This window comes from Planomonospora sp. ID67723 (assembly GCF_015711605.1).
Lineage (GTDB): Bacteria > Actinomycetota > Actinomycetes > Streptosporangiales > Streptosporangiaceae > Planomonospora_A.
Window position 1 is genome coordinate 273,201 of sequence record NZ_JABTEZ010000005.1, and the last position, 15,992, is coordinate 289,192.

General features: G+C 72.5%; 14 protein-coding genes. 8 read left to right on the forward strand and 6 right to left on the reverse strand.

The window, feature by feature from the left end; genetic code table 11:
• The first annotated feature begins 163 nt into the window (after positions 1-163).
• Together smc and ftsY are read left to right on the forward strand one after the other, a co-directional pair.
• On the forward strand, positions 164-3,856 hold the full coding sequence (smc, locus tag HS041_RS32095) for a chromosome segregation protein SMC (protein WP_196444611.1): 3,693 nt from the start codon (positions 164-166) through the stop codon (positions 3,854-3,856).
• A 65-nt stretch (positions 3,857-3,921) separates the two neighbouring features.
• The gene (ftsY, locus tag HS041_RS32100; protein WP_307845543.1) at positions 3,922-5,097 is read left to right on the forward strand and encodes a signal recognition particle-docking protein FtsY; all 1,176 of its coding nucleotides are present in this window, start codon (positions 3,922-3,924) and stop codon (positions 5,095-5,097) included.
• Positions 5,098-5,175: 78 nt separating this feature from the next.
• On the opposite strand, the gene HS041_RS32105 is transcribed toward ftsY, so the two are convergent.
• From HS041_RS32105 to HS041_RS32115, 3 genes are read right to left on the reverse strand one after another with little or no spacing between them, the layout of a single operon-like run.
• On the reverse strand, positions 5,176-5,961 hold the full coding sequence (locus HS041_RS32105; RefSeq protein WP_196444612.1) for an ABC transporter ATP-binding protein: 786 nt from the start codon (positions 5,959-5,961) through the stop codon (positions 5,176-5,178).
• Positions 5,958-7,109, reverse strand: a complete 1,152-nt coding sequence (locus tag HS041_RS32110) for a FecCD family ABC transporter permease (protein ID WP_196444613.1) — start codon at positions 7,107-7,109, stop codon at positions 5,958-5,960. Before HS041_RS32110 ends, HS041_RS32105 begins: the two co-directional genes overlap by 4 nt.
• The gene (locus HS041_RS32115) at positions 7,106-8,158 is read right to left on the reverse strand and encodes a FecCD family ABC transporter permease (protein ID WP_196444614.1); all 1,053 of its coding nucleotides are present in this window, start codon (positions 8,156-8,158) and stop codon (positions 7,106-7,108) included. The genes HS041_RS32110 and HS041_RS32115 overlap by 4 nt, the downstream gene beginning before the upstream one ends.
• A gap of 96 nt (positions 8,159-8,254) precedes the next feature.
• On the opposite strand from HS041_RS32115, the gene HS041_RS32120 reads away from it, so the two are divergent.
• Entirely contained in the window at positions 8,255-9,277 is a 1,023-nt protein-coding gene (locus HS041_RS32120; RefSeq protein ID WP_196444615.1) for an ABC transporter substrate-binding protein, read from the forward strand.
• 104 nt (positions 9,278-9,381) lie between these two features.
• On the opposite strand, the gene cds1 is transcribed toward HS041_RS32120, so the two are convergent.
• A complete protein-coding gene (gene cds1, locus HS041_RS32125) occupies positions 9,382-10,458 on the reverse strand; it encodes an L-cysteine desulfhydrase Cds1 (RefSeq protein ID WP_196444616.1) in 1,077 nt (358 codons plus the stop codon).
• Positions 10,459-10,724: 266 nt separating this feature from the next.
• Here cds1 and HS041_RS32130 point away from each other — a divergent pair, with 266 nt between their 5' ends.
• Positions 10,725-11,321, forward strand: coding sequence for a sigma-70 family RNA polymerase sigma factor (locus HS041_RS32130; protein WP_196444617.1), 597 nt, complete (start codon positions 10,725-10,727; stop codon positions 11,319-11,321).
• A gap of 4 nt (positions 11,322-11,325) precedes the next feature.
• Here the strand turns inward: HS041_RS32130 and HS041_RS32135 are convergent, their stop codons facing one another.
• A complete protein-coding gene (locus HS041_RS32135) occupies positions 11,326-12,264 on the reverse strand; it encodes a sensor histidine kinase (RefSeq protein ID WP_230880055.1) in 939 nt (312 codons plus the stop codon).
• Between the two features lie 35 nt (positions 12,265-12,299).
• Entirely contained in the window at positions 12,300-13,136 is an 837-nt protein-coding gene (locus tag HS041_RS32140; RefSeq protein ID WP_196444619.1) for a DMT family transporter, read from the reverse strand.
• 85 nt (positions 13,137-13,221) lie between these two features.
• Between HS041_RS32140 and HS041_RS32145 the strand changes: the two genes are divergently transcribed.
• From HS041_RS32145 to HS041_RS32160, 4 genes are all read left to right on the forward strand, one after another.
• The gene (locus tag HS041_RS32145; RefSeq protein WP_196444620.1) at positions 13,222-13,797 is read left to right on the forward strand and encodes a helix-turn-helix domain-containing protein; all 576 of its coding nucleotides are present in this window, start codon (positions 13,222-13,224) and stop codon (positions 13,795-13,797) included.
• Positions 13,798-13,921: 124 nt separating this feature from the next.
• Positions 13,922-14,695 carry a polysaccharide deacetylase family protein gene (locus tag HS041_RS32150; RefSeq protein ID WP_307845544.1) on the forward strand — a complete coding sequence of 258 codons (774 nt, stop codon included), beginning with the start codon at positions 13,922-13,924 and terminating at the stop codon, positions 14,693-14,695.
• Between the two features lie 36 nt (positions 14,696-14,731).
• Positions 14,732-15,367 carry a DUF2461 domain-containing protein gene (locus HS041_RS32155; RefSeq protein WP_196444621.1) on the forward strand — a complete coding sequence of 212 codons (636 nt, stop codon included), beginning with the start codon at positions 14,732-14,734 and terminating at the stop codon, positions 15,365-15,367.
• A 92-nt stretch (positions 15,368-15,459) separates the two neighbouring features.
• Positions 15,460-15,873, forward strand: coding sequence for a PaaI family thioesterase (locus HS041_RS32160; protein WP_196444622.1), 414 nt, complete (start codon positions 15,460-15,462; stop codon positions 15,871-15,873).
• The last annotated feature ends 119 nt before the right edge of the window (positions 15,874-15,992 follow it).

Below are 15,992 nucleotides of genomic sequence, written 5' to 3' on the forward strand. Positions count from 1 at the left end.
AGAACGGTAGTCTTCCCCGCAAGGACGCGCCGGTAATCCGGCCTGGGCCCCGGCCGCCACCCCCGAGCCGCTCGCGCACCGCGCCGCCGCGAGGCTGAGGGAAGGCGCCGTCCGGGCCCCGAGGTGACGGTCTGCATGACCGCCAGGGGATGAGGGGGTTTCCGTGTATTTGAAGACCCTCACCCTGCGCGGCTTCAAGTCCTTCGCCTCGGCGACCACCCTGCGCTTCGAACCGGGCATCACCGCCGTCGTCGGACCCAACGGCTCCGGCAAGTCCAACGTGGTCGACGCCCTGGCCTGGGTCATGGGCGAACACAGCGCCAAGTCGCTGCGCGGCGGCAAGATGGAGGACGTCATCTTCGCCGGCACGTCCTCGCGGGCGCCGCTGGGCCGGGCCGAGGTCACGCTCACCATCGACAACTCCGACGGCGCGCTCCCGATCGACTACACCGAGGTCACGATCAGCCGCCTGATGTTCCGGGCCGGCCAGAGCGAGTACGCCATCAACGGCGACACCTGCCGCCTGCTCGACATCCAGGAGCTGCTCTCGGACTCCGGGATCGGCCGCGAGATGCACGTCATCGTCGGCCAAGGGCAGCTCGACCAGGTGCTGCACGCCGGTCCCGAGGACCGCAGGGCGTTCATCGAGGAGGCCGCGGGTGTCCTGAAGCACCGCAAGCGCAAGGAGAAGGCGCTGCGGAAACTGGACGCCATGCAGGCCAACCTCACCCGGGTGCAGGACCTCGCCACCGAGTTGCGCCGCCAGCTCAAGCCCTTGGGCCGGCAGGCCGAGATCGCCCGCAGGGCCGCCGTCATCCAGGCCGACCTGCGTGACGCCCGGCTCCGCCTGCTCGCCGACGACGTGCTCACCCTGCGGACCACCCTGGAGCGCGAGGCCGCCGACGAGGCCGCCGTCCTGGCCCGCCGCAGGGCCGTCGAGGGGGAGCTGGAGCAGGGGCAGCGGAGCGAGACCGAGCTGGAGGCCGCCGAGGCCGAGGCCCAGCCGCGGCTGGCCGCCGCGCAGGAGGCCTATTTCCGGCTCTCCTCGATCCGCGAGCGTCTGCGCGGCCTGGCCGGGCTGGCCGCCGAGCGGCACCGGCACGCCGCCGACACGGCCGTGGAGCGGCGCGGGCGCGACCCGGAGGACTACGAGCGCGAGGCCGAGGAGATCCGCGAGCAGGAGCGCGTCCTGGAGGAGCTGCTGGAGGGCGAGCGCGAGTCCCTCGCCCTCGCCGTGGCCCGGCGGACCGAGACAGAGGGGGCGCTCGCGGCCGAGGAGCGGCGGCTGACCGCCGAGGCCAGGGCCGCCGCCGACCGGCGCGAGGGGCTCGCCCGGCTCCGGGGCCAGGTCGGCGCGGTGCGCAGCAGGGCGGAGGCCGCCGAGGAGGAGATCGGCAGGCTGGCCCGGGCGCTCGCCGAGGCCGAGCACCGGGCCGAGCGCGCCGAGGCCGAGCACGCCGGTCAGGAGGAGACCGACCCGGCCGCCGATCCCGCCCTCGCCGAGGAGCTGGAGATCGCGCTGGAGGCCGTGGAGGCGGCCAGGCAGACCGTCGAGGACGCCAAGGCCGTGGTGGAGCAGGCGAAGGCGGCCGTCGCCGGGCCGAACGCGGCGCTGGGCGCGGCCAAGGCCGCCCTGACGGCCGCGCGCAAGGCCGACCAGGAGGCGCAGCGCCAGGTCGCCGCGCTGGAGGCCAGGTTCGAGGCGCTGGAACTGGGCCTGTCCAGGGGCGCGGACGGCGGTGCGGCGCTGCTGGCCGAGGACCGGCCTGTCGAGGGCGTGCTCGGCCCGCTCGCGGCGATGCTGTCGGTACGGCCCGGCGCCGAGACCGCCGTCGCCGCCGTGCTCGGCGCCGCCGCCGGGGCGGTCGCGGTGGAGTCGCTGCGCCGCGCCGCCGACGCCGTGGAGTTCCTACGGGCCGGGGAGCGGGGCCGGGCGGATCTCGTCATCGCCTCCGGCGGCGCACCGGCCCCGTCGGCACCGGTGCCGACGGCCGGGGCCGAGTGGGCGATCGACCTGGTCACCGTTCCGGCCGAGCTGCGGGCGGCCGTCGCGCACCTGCTGGCGGGCGTGCTGGTCGTCGACGACCTCCGGATCGCGGAGAAGGTGGTCGGGCAGTGGCCCGAGCTGCGGGCGGTCACCCGTTCCGGGGACCTCCTCGGCGTCCACGCCGCCGCGGGCGGAGGAGACACGGAAGCCGCAGGAGCCACCGCGCTGCAGATGCGGGCCGCCCTCGACAAGGCCGCCGCCGACCTGACCGAGGCGCGTCTCGCCGCCGGGCGGGCGGCCGAGGCCATGGAGGAGGCGGCGGAGGCCGAGGGGGAGGCGCAGCTCGCCGTGGAGGCCGCCCAGGCCCGGGTCGGCGAGGCCCAGACCGGCGTGCAGACCGCCCAGGCCGGGGTCAACGCCGCGCAGGCGGCGCTGGACGCGGTCCGCGCCAGGCAGCGGGAGGCCGACCAGCGTTCCGCCGCCGCGGCCCGCAGGCTCGCCCAGCTCGGCGCGGCCGCCACGGCCGCCCGCGCCGAGTGCGAGCGGCTGGCCGCGGGCGTGCGGACCGCAGAGGAGGCGCGGGGGCGGAGCCTGGGCGAGCTGGCGGAGCTGCAGGAGCGCCTCGCCGCCGCCGAACGCGCCGGTGAGCTGGAATCCGAGCCGACCACCGAGCTCCGCGACGAGCTCGCCGAGGTCTGCGCGGCGGCCCGGCAGTCCGAGATGGAGGCCCGCCTGGCCGTGCGGACGGCCGAGGAGCGGGTCAGGGGCATCGCCGGCCGGGCCGACGGGCTGCTGCGCGCGGCGGCCAGAGAGCGCGAGGAACGCGCCAGGGCGGCCGAGCTGAGGGAGCGGCGGCGGCGCCAGGCGAGCGTCGCCCAGGCCGTCGTGCGGGGCGGCGAGCACGCCCTGCGCGCGCTGGAGGGCTCGCTCGCCGCCGCCGCCGCCGAGCGCGACGAGGCCGAACAGGCGCGCGGGCAGATCGACGCCGCGCTCAGGGCCGTCCGCGTCCGGGTGCGCGAGCTCTCCGGGGAGCTGGACAAGCTGGTCAACCGGGTGCACGGCAGCGAGATGGCCAGGACCGAGCAGCGGCTGCGCCTGGAACAGCTGCAGACCCGCGCCGTCGAGGAGTACGGCGTCGAACCCGAGACCCTCATCGCCGAGTACGGCCCGGCCGAGCCGGTGCCCTCGGCCGACGGGGAGCCGGTGCCGTACGTCCGCGAGGAGCAGGAGAGACGCGCCCGCGCGGCCGACCGGCAGATGGCCCAGCTCGGCAAGGTCAACCCGCTCGCGCTGGAGGAGTTCGCGGCGCTGGAGGAGCGGCACGCCTTCCTCACCTCACAGCTGGAGGATCTCAAGAAGACCCGCCGCGACCTGCTGCTGGTGGTCAAGGAGGTGGACGAGCGGGTCGAGCAGGTGTTCGCCGCCGCCTACGAGGACGTCGCCCGCGAGTTCGAGACGATCTTCACCCGGGTGTTCCCCGGCGGTGAGGGCAGGCTGGTGCTCACCGACCCCGAGAACATGCTGACCACCGGCGTCGAGGTCGAGGCCCGGCCGCCGGGCAAGAAGGTCAAGCGCCTGTCGCTGCTGTCGGGCGGCGAGCGCTCGCTGACCGCGGTGGCGTTCCTGGTGGCCATCTTCAAGGCGCGGCCCTCGCCGTTCTACGTGATGGACGAGGTCGAGGCGGCCCTGGACGACACCAACACCCAGCGGCTGCTGACCCTCTTCGAGGAGCTGCGGCAGACCTCGCAGATCATCATCATCACCCACCAGAAGCGGACGATGGAGATCGCCGACGCCCTGTACGGCGTGTCGATGCGGGGCGACGGCGTCACCCAGGTCATCAGCCAGCGCCTGAGGGAGAGCGACTGAGAGAACACGACGGCTGACCGGCAGAAGGTCGGACTATGACCGTCCGTCTGGGAAACTAGGCGGTTGTGGAGAGCTATCTCGGCCTGATCCTGGTCATCGCCGCCGCCGTCCTGCTGACGGCGGGCGGCATGTTCTTGCTGTTCCGGCAGGGGCGGAAGGCGGCCCCGCCGCCGCCTCGGCCGCCCGAGGTCCGGCCGGTCCCCGAGGAGCGCGCGGCGCCGCCCGGCAGGACCGTCCGCGAGGACGAGGCGACGACGACCGTCCCGCCCCCGGCGCGGCCGATCGAGGTCCCCGTCGCCCCGGAGATCGAGGTCCCGCCGCCGTCCGCGGGCCGGATGGTACGACTGCGCGCCCGGTTGGCCCGCTCGCAGACCACTCTCGGCAAGGGCCTGCTGGAGCTGCTCTCCCGCGACCGTCTCGACGACGACGTCTGGGACGAGATCGAGGAGACCCTGATCGGCGCTGACGTCGGCGTCGCCCCGACGCAGGCGATGGTCGAGGAGCTGCGCACGCGCGTGAAGGTGCTGGGCAGCCGGACCCCCGAGGAGGTGCGCGGCCTGCTCAGGGAGCAGTTGCTCACCCAGATCGGCGCGGACATCGACCGCACCCTGCACGTCGCCAAGCACGGCGAGCGCCCGGCCGTCGTCCTCGTGGTGGGCGTCAACGGCACCGGCAAGACCACCACCACCGGCAAGCTGGCCCGCTCGCTGATCGGCGACGGCAACCGGGTCGTGCTGGGCGCCGCCGACACCTTCCGCGCCGCCGCCGCCGACCAGCTCCAGACCTGGGGAGACCGGGTCGGCGCCCAGGTCGTGCGCGGTCCGGAGGGCGGCGACCCCGCCTCCATCGCCTTCGACGCGGTGGCCAAGGGCATCGAGGACAAGGTCGACGTCGTGATCGTGGACACCGCGGGCCGCCTGCACACCAAGACGGGCCTGATGGACGAGCTCGGCAAGGTCAAGCGCGTCATCGAGAAGAGGGCCACGGTCGACGAGGTCCTGCTCGTCCTCGACGCCACCACCGGTCAGAACGGCATGCGCCAGGCCCAGGTGTTCGCCGAGGTCGTCAACATCACCGGCATCGCGCTGACCAAGCTCGACGGCACGGCCAAGGGCGGGATCGTCATCTCCGTCCAGCGCGAGCTGGGCGTCCCGGTCAAGCTGGCCGGCCTCGGCGAGGGCCCCGACGACCTGGCCCCCTTCGACCCCGAGGTCTTCGTCGACGCCCTCCTCGGCGACTGATCCTCCGCACGCGCGAACGCCCCTCCACCGGAGGGGCGTTCGCTTTTCCCGGGGCGGGTCCCACGCCGGGGCGCGGTCCTACGCGTGGCGGATGCCGATGGGGACGACCAGGGGGGTGCCGGCCACCGGATCCTCGATGACCTTGGCGTCGAGGTCGAAGACCTCCGCGAGCAGGGACTCGGTGAGGACCTCGGCCGGGGGGCCCGCGGCGACCACCTTGCCGTCGCGCATGGCGACCAGGCGGTCGGCGTAGCGGGCGGCGAGGTTGAGGTCGTGCAGGACCATGACCACGGTGCGGCCGAGCTCCCCGTGGAGCCTGCGGACCAGCTCCAGCACCTCCACCTGGTGGGCCAGGTCGAGGAAGGTCGTCGGCTCGTCCAGCAGCAGCAGGTCGGTGCCCTGCGCCAGCGCCATCGAGATCCACGCGCGCTGGCGCTGGCCGCCGGAGAGCTCGTCCAGCGGGCGCTCGCCCAGGTCGAGCAGGCCGGTCATGGACAGCGCCTCACCGACCGCCGACTCGTCGTCGGAGGACCACTGCCGGTACCACGTCTGGTGCGGGTGACGCCCCCTGGCCACCAGGTCGGCCACGGTCAGCCCCTCCGGGGCCGTCGGCGCCTGCGGGAGCACGCCCAGCACCTTGGCGACCTCCTTGGTGGGCATCTTGTCGATGCGCTTGCCGTCCAGCAGCACCTCACCGCCCGACGGCTTGAGCAGCCGTCCCAGCGCGCGCAGGAGCGTGGACTTGCCGCACCCGTTCGGGCCGATGATCGTGGTCACCGTCCCGGCCTCGATCCCGAGGTCGAGCCCGTCGACGATGACGCGATCGCCGTACCCGAGTCTGACGTCGACGGCCTGCAACCTCATGAGCGAGCCTCTCTGCGTACGCGGATGAGAAGGTAGATCAGATAGGGGGCGCCGAGGACCGCGGTGACCACGCCCACGGGCAGTTCCACGGGACTGAAGACGGTCCGTGCGAGCAGGTCGGCGGCGGTGGTCAGGACGGCGCCGGTCAGGGCGGAGACCACCAGCGGCGGCTGGGCCACCCCGGCCAGGCGCAGCGCGATCTGCGGGGCCGCCAGGGCGACGAACGCGATCGGGCCCGCCGAGGCGGTGGCGACCGCGGCGAGCAGTACGGCGGCCAGGATCATCAGGCCGCGGGCCAGGTTCGTCCGCACGCCCAGGCCGGTCACCGTGTCGTCGCCGAAGCGCAGCGCGCCGAGCGAGCGGGTGCCGAGCAGGGCCGGTGGGACGAGCACGGCCAGCGCCAGCGCGGCCGGGTGGACGTGCTCCCAGCCCCGCCCGTTGAGCGAGCCGCTGATCCAGACCATGGCCCGGCTGCTGTCGTTGACGTCGCCGAGGGTCAGCAGCCAGTACTTCACGTTGGTGAACACGGCCGTGACGCCGATGCCGACCAGGACCAGGCGGTAGCCGTCCAGCCCTCTGCGCCAGGCCAGGACGTAGACGGTCAGCGCTCCGGCCAGGCCGCCGGCCAGGGCCACCAGAGGGATGCCGACCTCGGCCAGGGCGCCGCTGGGACCGCCCGCGGTGCTGCCGGCGGTCACGATGGCCGCGACCACGGCCACGCTGGCGCCGGTGGTGACGCCGAGGACGTCGGGGCTGGCCAGCGGGTTGCGGGCGATGGCCTGGGTGATCGCGCCGGCCAGCGCGAGCGCCGCGCCGACCAGGGCGCCGGTTAGCGCGCGGGGCAGACGGAGCTCCATCACCACGAAGTGGTTCGGCCCGTCGCCGGTGACCGCCTCGAAGACCTCGGGAACCGTCATCGGGATGTCGCCGATGCGTACGGTCAGGGCCATCGCCAGCGTCACGGCCGCGAGCAGGACCAGGGTGACGGCCGCCGAGCGCAGCCGGAGCAGCCACGAGAGGCGGCCGATGCGCAGGGGCCGCTCGCGCGCGAGCCGTACGGAGACCGCGGGTGCCGGCGCGTCCGGGGAGGCCGTGCGGCCGGCCGGGACCGGAGCGGGGGAAGGGGGGCCGGAGGGCGGGGGGGTCACAGCCGGACCGGCTTCCTGCGGCGGACCAGGGCGACGAAGAAGGGCGCGCCCATCAGCGCGAGCACGACGCCCACCTCCAGTTCGCCGGGCCGGGCGACGACGCGGCCGACCACGTCGGCCAGGAGCAGGGCGCAGGCGCCCATCAGCCCGGAGTACGGCAGCAGCCAGCGGTGGTCGGGACCGGAGAGCGGGCGGGCCAGGTGGGGGACCATCAGGCCGAGGAAGGAGAGCGCTCCGCAGGCCGCCACCGAGGCCCCGCTGAGCAGGGTGATCGCGGCGACGCCGACGGTCCGGATCAGGGTGACGTTCTGGCCGAGGGCGCGGGCGACGTCCTCGCCGAGCGAGAGCGCGTTGAGGGCGGGGGCGTTGACCAGAGCCAGGAGCAGCCCGGCGGCGATGAACGGCAGCACCTGCCAGGCGACGTCGGAGCCCCGGGCGGCGATCGAGCCCGCCTGCCAGAACCGGAAGACGTCCATGGCCTGCTCGTCCATGAGGACCATGGTCGAGGTGAGGGCATACAGGAAGGCGCTGACCGCGGTGCCCGCGAGGGCGAGGGTGACCGGGGTGGGGCCGCCGCGGCCGCCGGCCATGCCGAGGGCGAAGACGCCCACGCTGGCGATCAGCGCACCGGCGAGGCCGAACCAGATATAGCCGTAGAGGCCGGTGACGCCGAGGACCATGATGCTCAGCACCATCGCGAACGCCGCGCCCTGGGTCACGCCGAGCAGGCCGGGGTCGGCCAGCGGGTTGCGGGTGTGGCCCTGCATGAGCGCGCCCGCGACGCCGAGCGCGATCCCGGCCATGACCCCGATCACGGTCCTGGGGACGCGCAGCGACTGCACGACGATGTCGTTCTCGCTCCCGGACGGATCGGTCAGCCCGTGCCAGACGTCGGTCAGGGGGACCGGCTTGGCGCCGATCGCGAGGCTCAGCACGGCCGCCGCGGTGAGCGCCCCGAACAGGGCGGAGAGGACCAGCAGCCGGCGCCGGCGGAGCGTCCGCGTGCCGCCGGGGGACGGCGGCCGTGCCACGGCCATCGCTGTGCTCACCGCATACCTCTCGTTTGCCGGACCCTGTCCGAGTATGCCAGTTTAGGTATGGCTAATCTAACTGAGGTAAGCCTTACCTTTGTGAAAGGACTCCAGATGAGAGCGTTGCGTGCCCTGGCCGCAGGTGTGGCGGGAGCCGTACTGTCTCTCGGCCTCGCCGCTTGTGGGTCGAGCACTTCCGGCACCGCGACCGGCAGCGCGAGCGCGTCCCCGGCCCCGGCGGCGAGCGACGCGGGCGGCGGTACCGCGGCCTACCCGCGCACGGTCAAGCACGCCATGGGCGAGACCCGGATCCCGGCGCAGCCCAAGCGGGTCGTCGCCCTGGACCAGAGCTTCGTCGACGCGGTGCTGACCCTGGACACCGAGGTCGTCGGCTACACCGTCTACCGCGGGATCGACGAGAAGCTCCCCGACTACCTCGCGCCGGTCATGGACCAGGCCCGGAACATCAAGCCGGTCGGCACGCTCGAGGCGCCGAGCCTGGAGCAGATCATCGCGCTCAAGCCCGACCTGATCGTCTCGGCCAAGATCCGCCACGAGGCGCTGTACGACAAGCTCGCCCAGATCGCGCCGACGGTGTTCAGCGAGACCACCGGCGCCATCTGGAAGGAGAACCTCCGCCTCATGGGGCAGGCCCTGGGCAAGGAGGAGCTCGCCGAGGAGAGGATCAAGGCCTACCAGGACCGCGCCGCCAAGATCGGCGAGTCCATCAAGGCCAAGAAGGGCGAGATGCCCACGGTCTCCGTCGCCCGCTTCGCCGGTGAGCCGACCGTCCGGCTGTACGTGGAGAACTCCTACTCGGGCCTGGTGCTCAAGGACGTCGGCTTCCCGCGCCCGAAGGACCAGCCGACCACCACTGAAACGATCATGGTGCCGATCAGCGAGGAGAACATCCCGCAGCTCGACGCCGACCACATCTTCGTCGTGTCCTACGAGGACCCGGAGGTCAAGGCCATCCAGGAGAAGTTCCAGTCCAACCCGCTCTGGGGCAAGCTCAAGGGCGAGCAGCACGTGGTCGACGACACCACCTGGATGGCCGCCGTCGGCCTCCAGGGCGCGCACGTCATCCTCGACGACCTGGCGAAGCTCTTCGAGGTCGACCCGGCGAAGGCCTCCTGAGGACTCCCGGCCCTTCCCGCAACGGTCCCCGCCGAGCCCGGCGTCCCCGATGGGGCGCCGGGCTCGGTGCTGCCGGAGACCTGCCGTGCCCGGTGTCCCCGGCGTCAGGGCCTGTTCAGGAAGTCGCGGAACTCCGCCAGATGGGGGGCGATGTCGAGGCCGCGTTCCGCCAGCCAGGCGTCGTCGCCGTAGGTACAGCGGTAGCGCTCGCCGCCGTCGCAGATCAGGGTCACCACGCTGCCCCGCTCGCCGGCCTCGCGCATCTCGCCGATGAGCTGTACGGCCGCCGCCACGTTGGTGCCGGTGGAGCCGCCGACGTCGCGTCCGGTGACCTCGCGGACCCAGCGCATCGCGGCGATGGACCGGGCGTCGGGAACCTGGATCATGCGGTCGATCACGGTGGGCAGGAAGGACGGCTCGACGCGGGGGCGGCCGATGCCCTCGATGCGGGAGCCGGGGGCGGTGACGGCGGCGTCGCCGGAGCACCAGGAGGGGTAGAAGGCCGAGCCCTCCGGGTCCACCACGGCCAGGCGGGTGAGGTGGCGGCGGTAGCGGATGTAGCGGCCGATCGTGGAGGAGGTGCCGCCGGTCCCCGCGCCGACCACGATCCAGGCGGGTTCGGGATGGGGTTCCATCGCCATCTGGCTGAAGATGCTCTCGGCGATGTTGTTGTTGCCGCGCCAGTCGGTGGCCCGTTCCGCGTAGGTGAACTGGTCCATGAAGTGCCCGCCGGTCTCCTCGGCCAGCCGCCGGGACTCGGCGTAGATCGCCCCGGGATCGTCGACCAGGTGGCACTTGCCGCCGTAGAACTCGATGAGCGAGATCTTCTCGGGCGAGGTCGAGGCGGGCATCACCGCGATGAACGGCAGCCCGAGCAGGCGGGCGAAGTAGGCCTCGCTCACCGCGGTCGAGCCGCTGGACGCCTCCACCACCGTGGTCGAGGGGCCGATCCAGCCGTTCGCCAGGCCGTACAGGAAAAGGGAGCGTGCCAGGCGGTGCTTGAGTGAACCGGTGGGGTGGACGGACTCGTCTTTCAAATAGAGGTTTACTCCCCATCGCGCGGGCAGCGGGAAGACGTGGAGATGAGTGTCGCAACTACGGTTGGCGTCGGCTTCGACCCGGCGGATGGCCTCGGCCGTCCAGGTGCGGATGGCGGGATCATGTCGGTCCACGTGGTGCATGCCACCAAAGGTAGCCCTAGCTGGAGTTATGTGATGATAGGCACAACTCAGGCTGAATCGAGCAAAGGATGTTACCCTAATGAGACTCGACCGACTGTAGGGCGTGTCTCATCCGCTCACGGAACGGTCACAGATGGACCTTTTTCTCAGGCGGAACTCTTAACGGCCCCCTTACGGGGCCGATGGGAGCATCGGCAAGGCTGGCGGGAAGGGTGTGTCGCACCCGAGCCGGACAGCATCGGGGGGAAGGTACCAAGGGGGATGACATGATCTCGATCACCGAAGAGCAGCGCCAGGACTGGTTCGAACGCGACGTCGTGCCGGTCACCGGGCAGCTCTATGCGTCCGCGATGCGTCTGACCCGCAACTCTGCGGACGCAGAGGACCTGGTGCAGGAGACGGTCACCAAGGCCTTCACCTCGTACCACCAGTTCCGTGAGGGCACCAACCTCAAGGCCTGGCTGCATCGCATCCTGACCAACAACTTCATCAACGAGTACCGCAAGAAGCAGCGTTCGCCCAAGCTCTCGGCCGCCGAGGACATCGAGGACTGGCAGCTCGCCGCCGCCGAGTCCCACAGCTCCACCGGGCTCAAGTCCGCCGAGACCGAGGCGCTGGAGCAGCTGCCCGACAGCGTCGTGATGAACGCGCTGCGCTCGCTGCCCGAGGACTTCCGGGTGGCCGTCTACCTCGCCGACGTCGAGGGCTTCGCCTACAAGGAGATCGCCGAGCGGATGGGCACCCCCATCGGCACGGTCATGTCCCGGCTGCACCGCGGACGCCGCCAGCTCCGGAACATGCTGGAGGACTACGCCCACGAGGAGGGCGCGATCCGCCTGCCCGAGCAGCGCCGGGCCGCCTGAGCGGTCAGCGCAGTGACATGTACAGGCGGATCCGCACCCGCTCCGGCGAGGAGCGGATCTCCAGGCGGTCGCAGAGCTGGCGGCTGATCCACAGCCCGTAGCCGCGCTGGGACTCCGGTTCCGGAGGGCGGTACCCCGCGAGAGGGTCGTCGAGACCGCCGCCGGGATCGGTCACCTCGCACACGAACTCGTCTCCTTGCGGCCAGAGGGTGACCTGCCCGTGCCCGGCCCCGTGCTCCACGCTGTTGGCCGCGATCTCCGAGACGCTCAGCACCAGCGAGGCGATCAGGTTGCGGTCCATCCCGGCTCGCCGCGCCTGCTCGCTGACCGTACGGCGGAGCCCGCCCAGGAGTTCCGGGGTGAAGGCGACGGCGACGGCGGCGGGCGGCGGGTCGGTGAAGGGCAGCTCGTCGCCGGGGAGCGAGAACCGCTCGGGCGGTACGTAGAGGCGGCTGGGCTCGACGTCGTCGGCCTCCAGCCGGCTCGGGTGGGTGCGGAGGATGTCGCGCGGGGCGGTCGTCCGGTCGTAGAGGCACCAGACGGCGGTGCGCAGCCCGGCGAACGTGGTGTTGATCACCGACTCGTGGCGGATCCACTCCCGTGCCTGCCGGCCGGTCCAGCCGGACCAGCGCGGCTCGGCGATGATCATCGTCCGGTCCCGCTGCCGTACGTAGTCGTGATAGGCGGCGAGCGTGCGGACGGGATGGGCGTACCACCGGTCGGAGGGCCTGCAGTCGATCAGGCGGGCGTCCTCGCCCAGGGCCCCGGAGAGCAGGTCGAGCTTGCGCTCGCAGGTGACGACCAGGATCTGGCACTCCTCGCGCAGCCCTCCGGAGACCAGACCGGGGACCACCCGGAGGAAATCCTCATCAGAGCCGTACGCGACAGCCGTGTGCGCGAACGGCCCGGAATCGAGGGATGCCCGCTCGGGCTGCACGGGCATGACCGTAACAAGCGCTTGGCCTCAGCACAACACGGTCATGCCGCGGCGATCAGGGCGACCGCCGCGAGAGTGCAGCCGATCCCCGCGGTCTGGACGGCGTTCAGCCGCTCTCCCAGCACGTAGCGGGCCAGCACCAGGGTGCTCGCCGGGTAGAGCGAGGCCAGAACGCCGACGAGGGCGAGCATGCCGCGCTCGGTGGCGAGCAGGAAGAGCACGTTGGCGACCATGTCCAGGGCTCCGGCCACGATGATGGTCCACAGGGCGCCCGGGCCGGGCCGCAGCGTGCGGCCGGTGCTCAGCGCGAGCAGGGCGATGAGGGTGACCGAGGCGAGCCGCGCGCCGAACAGCGGCCACATGCCGCCGCCGTCGGGGGCCTGGTCGAGCAGGATGAAGAAGCCGCCGAAGCCCGCCCCCGCGGCGAGCGCGCTCAGCACCGGCCCGCGGCCCCGCCCGGCGGCGGCGGGGGAGGAGTCCCGGCTGACCATCACCACCGCGACCAGGGCGAGCGCGACCCCGCCCAGCGCCACCGGTTCCGGCCGCTCCCCGGCCGCCAGCCCGAACAGCACCGGCAGCCCCGCCGAGGTGGTCGCGGTGACCGGCGCCACCACCGACATCACACCGGTGGCGAGCGCGCGGTAGAACAGCACCAGCGCCACGCCTCCGGACACCCCGGCCGCCATGCCCCAGACGACGCCTCCGGCGGTGGGCGTCCCCGGCAGCACCGGCAGCAGCCCGGCCACCAGAACCAGCCCGGCCAGCTGGGAGAGCACCACCACCGCCATCACCCGGGACCTCCGGGTGGCCAGGCCGCCGAAGAAGTCCGCCGTGCCGTACACCAGGGCGCAGGCCGTCGCCAGCACAACCGCCGTCATCGTTCACCTCGGTTCAGTGGATTGAACTATTAGTACAACACATAAGGTGCACTACAGTGCAAATCAAGTTCACTAGACTGCACTCATGGATCCCGAAACGATCACTGCGGCGATCGCCAACAACGTGCGGGCCCAGCGGGCGCACCGGCAGATGACGCTCGACGAGCTCGCCGCACGGTCGGGGGTGAGCCGGGGCATGCTGGTCCAGGTGGAGCAGGGGCGGACCAACCCCAGCATCAACACGCTCACCCGCATCGCCGACGCGCTCGGCGTCACGGTCGCGCGGATGGTGGAGGTCTCCGACACTCCGGTGGTCCGGGTCGTGAACGCGGCCGACATGGTCGCCTTCCCGCACGGCGAGGCCAGCTCGGCACGGCTGCTCGTCGGCACCGACGCCCCGGCGATCCTGGAGCTGTGGGACTGGAGGCTCGCCCCCGGCGAGCACCACGACGGCGACGCGCACCCGCCCGGCACCCGCGAGATGCTGACGGTCCTCGAAGGCGAGCTCACCCTGACGGTGTACGGCAGGAGCCACGTGGTCGGCACCGACGGGGCCGTCGTGTTCAGCGCGGACCGCCCGCACCGCTACGCCAACGGCGGACAGGGCCCGCTCAGGTTCGTGATGGTCGTCACCGAGCCCCGGGAGACACCGGATCACTAGCGGTTCAATGAGGAAGATTGGAGCCTGATGTCTGATTATGGGGGAAGGGAGTGATGTGAGTTTCGCGGGGGGACGCGGCTGAAAGCCGCTTAGGGGTGCCCCTGCTCTGCTTTCGGGGGGAAGCGTGCGGGTCTGGGTTGTGCCGATGATGTTGCTGCTCGGAGCCTGGTCGGTGGCGGCCGTCCCGGTGGGTCCTCCGGTCGACCCCGAGACACGGGCCGAGCGGCTCGCCGCACTCCGGCCGCAGTGGCCCGCGTCCGGGTTCCCCCTTCCGCCCGCGCCTCGGGAGGTCGACTGCGCGAAGGTCAAGTGCGTGGCGCTGACCTTCGACGACGGGCCGGGCGACCACACGGGGGAGCTGCTCGACACCCTCGCCGAGCACCGGGCCAGGGCCACCTTCTTCGTGGTCGGCAGGATGGTGGAGGAGAACGGCGGAGGCGACCTGCGCCGCATGGTGGCCGAGGGACACGAGCTGGGCAACCACTCCTGGAGCCATGCGCAGCTCACCGGCCTGTCGAAGGAGGGAATCAGGTCCGAGCTGCGCCGTACACAGAAGATCGTGAAGCGGGAGACGGGCGTGCGGATGGTCCTCATGCGTCCGCCGTACGGCGCCACCGACCGGCGGGTCGCCGAGGAGAGCCGCCGCCAGGGGCTGGCCCAGATCCTGTGGAGCGTCGACACCCAGGACTGGCTCGACCGCGACACCTCGGTCGTGCTCCGCCGCGCGGTGCGGGCGGCGCCCGGCTCCATCGTGCTCATGCACGACATCCACCGCACGACGGTCGAGGCGGTCCCGGAGCTGCTGAAGGGCCTGGCGGACAAGAAGTACACGATCGTGACGCTGTCGGAGCTGTACGGCAAGGCGCCGGCCCTCGGCAGGCGCCACACCCGGCGCTGACGCAAACTGTCGGAGGCCGGTGGCACGATGAGCGCCATGAGCTTCAGCGGTTTTCCCGACGACGCCTTCGTGTTCTACGAGGGCCTGGAGGCCGACAACTCCAAGGCCTACTGGACCGGCCACCGGCACCTCTACGAGGAGGCGGTGAAGGCGCCCATGGTCGCGCTGGGGGAGGAGCTGGAGGCCGAGTTCGGCCGCGTGCACCTGTTCCGGCCCAACCGCGACGTGCGGTTCGCCAAGGACAAGTCCCCCTACAAGACCCACCAGGGGGCCTACGTCGCCACCGGTGAGGCCATCGGCTACTACGTGCAGGTCGACGCCGCCGGGCTCTACGCCGGGGCCGGGCTCTACACCGCCCAGGGCGGGCAGCTCGCCCGCTACCGCGAGGCGGTCGACGAGGAGCTCAGCGGCTCCCCGCTGGAGAAGATCATGGACGGGGTGCGCGCTGCGGGCTACGCGGTCGAGGGCGACCGGCTCAAGACCCGCCCGCGCGGCGTCCCCGAGGACCATCCCCGCCTCGACCTGCTCCGTCACCGCTCCCTGCACGCGGGCCGCCGCTTCGAGCCCGAGGCCTGGGTGCACACCCCCGAGGTCGCCGACCGGGTCCGTGCGATCTGGCGTGACCTGACCCCGCTCGTGGAGTGGCTCACCGCCCACCTCCCGGCGGACTAGGGCCGCCCCCGCCGGCCTCCTGAGCGGGCCCGGCGGCCGGGGAGGGCGGTTCGGGGCTCCTCAACCGGGCCTCGCCGGGTCAAGATGGCAGGATGACGCTGCAGCCCGCCGACGGCGACAAGATCCTGAGTGCCAACTTCGCTCCCTGGGTGCAGGAGCTCGGCCTGACGGTCGAGGACCTGGGAGAACGCCACGCGGTCCTGCGCCTGCCCTGGTCCGACCGGCTGGCCAGGGAGGGCGGGGGCATGTCGGGCCAGGCGATGATGGCCGCCGCGGACACCGCCACCGTCATCGCGATCTCGTCGGCCCGGGGCGGGTTCGTGCCGATGACCACCGTCCAGCAGTCCACGACCTTCCAGCGCCCGGTCACCGGCAAGGACGTCCTCGTCGAGGTGCGGGTCACGAAGCTCGGCCGCACCCTCGCCTTCGCCGACGTCACCCTCACGGCGGCCGGAGACCCCTCTCCCGCGGCCCACGCCACCACGGTCTACGCGGTCCTCGGTTAGGCCGCGCCCCTGCGGCGGCGGATCGGGGGAGACGGCCGCCGCGGCCCACCGGACCCGACCGGACCGGGCACGGGATGTCGGGTCCGGCGGGGCGGTCCCCGCCTAGCGTGGGTGATCGT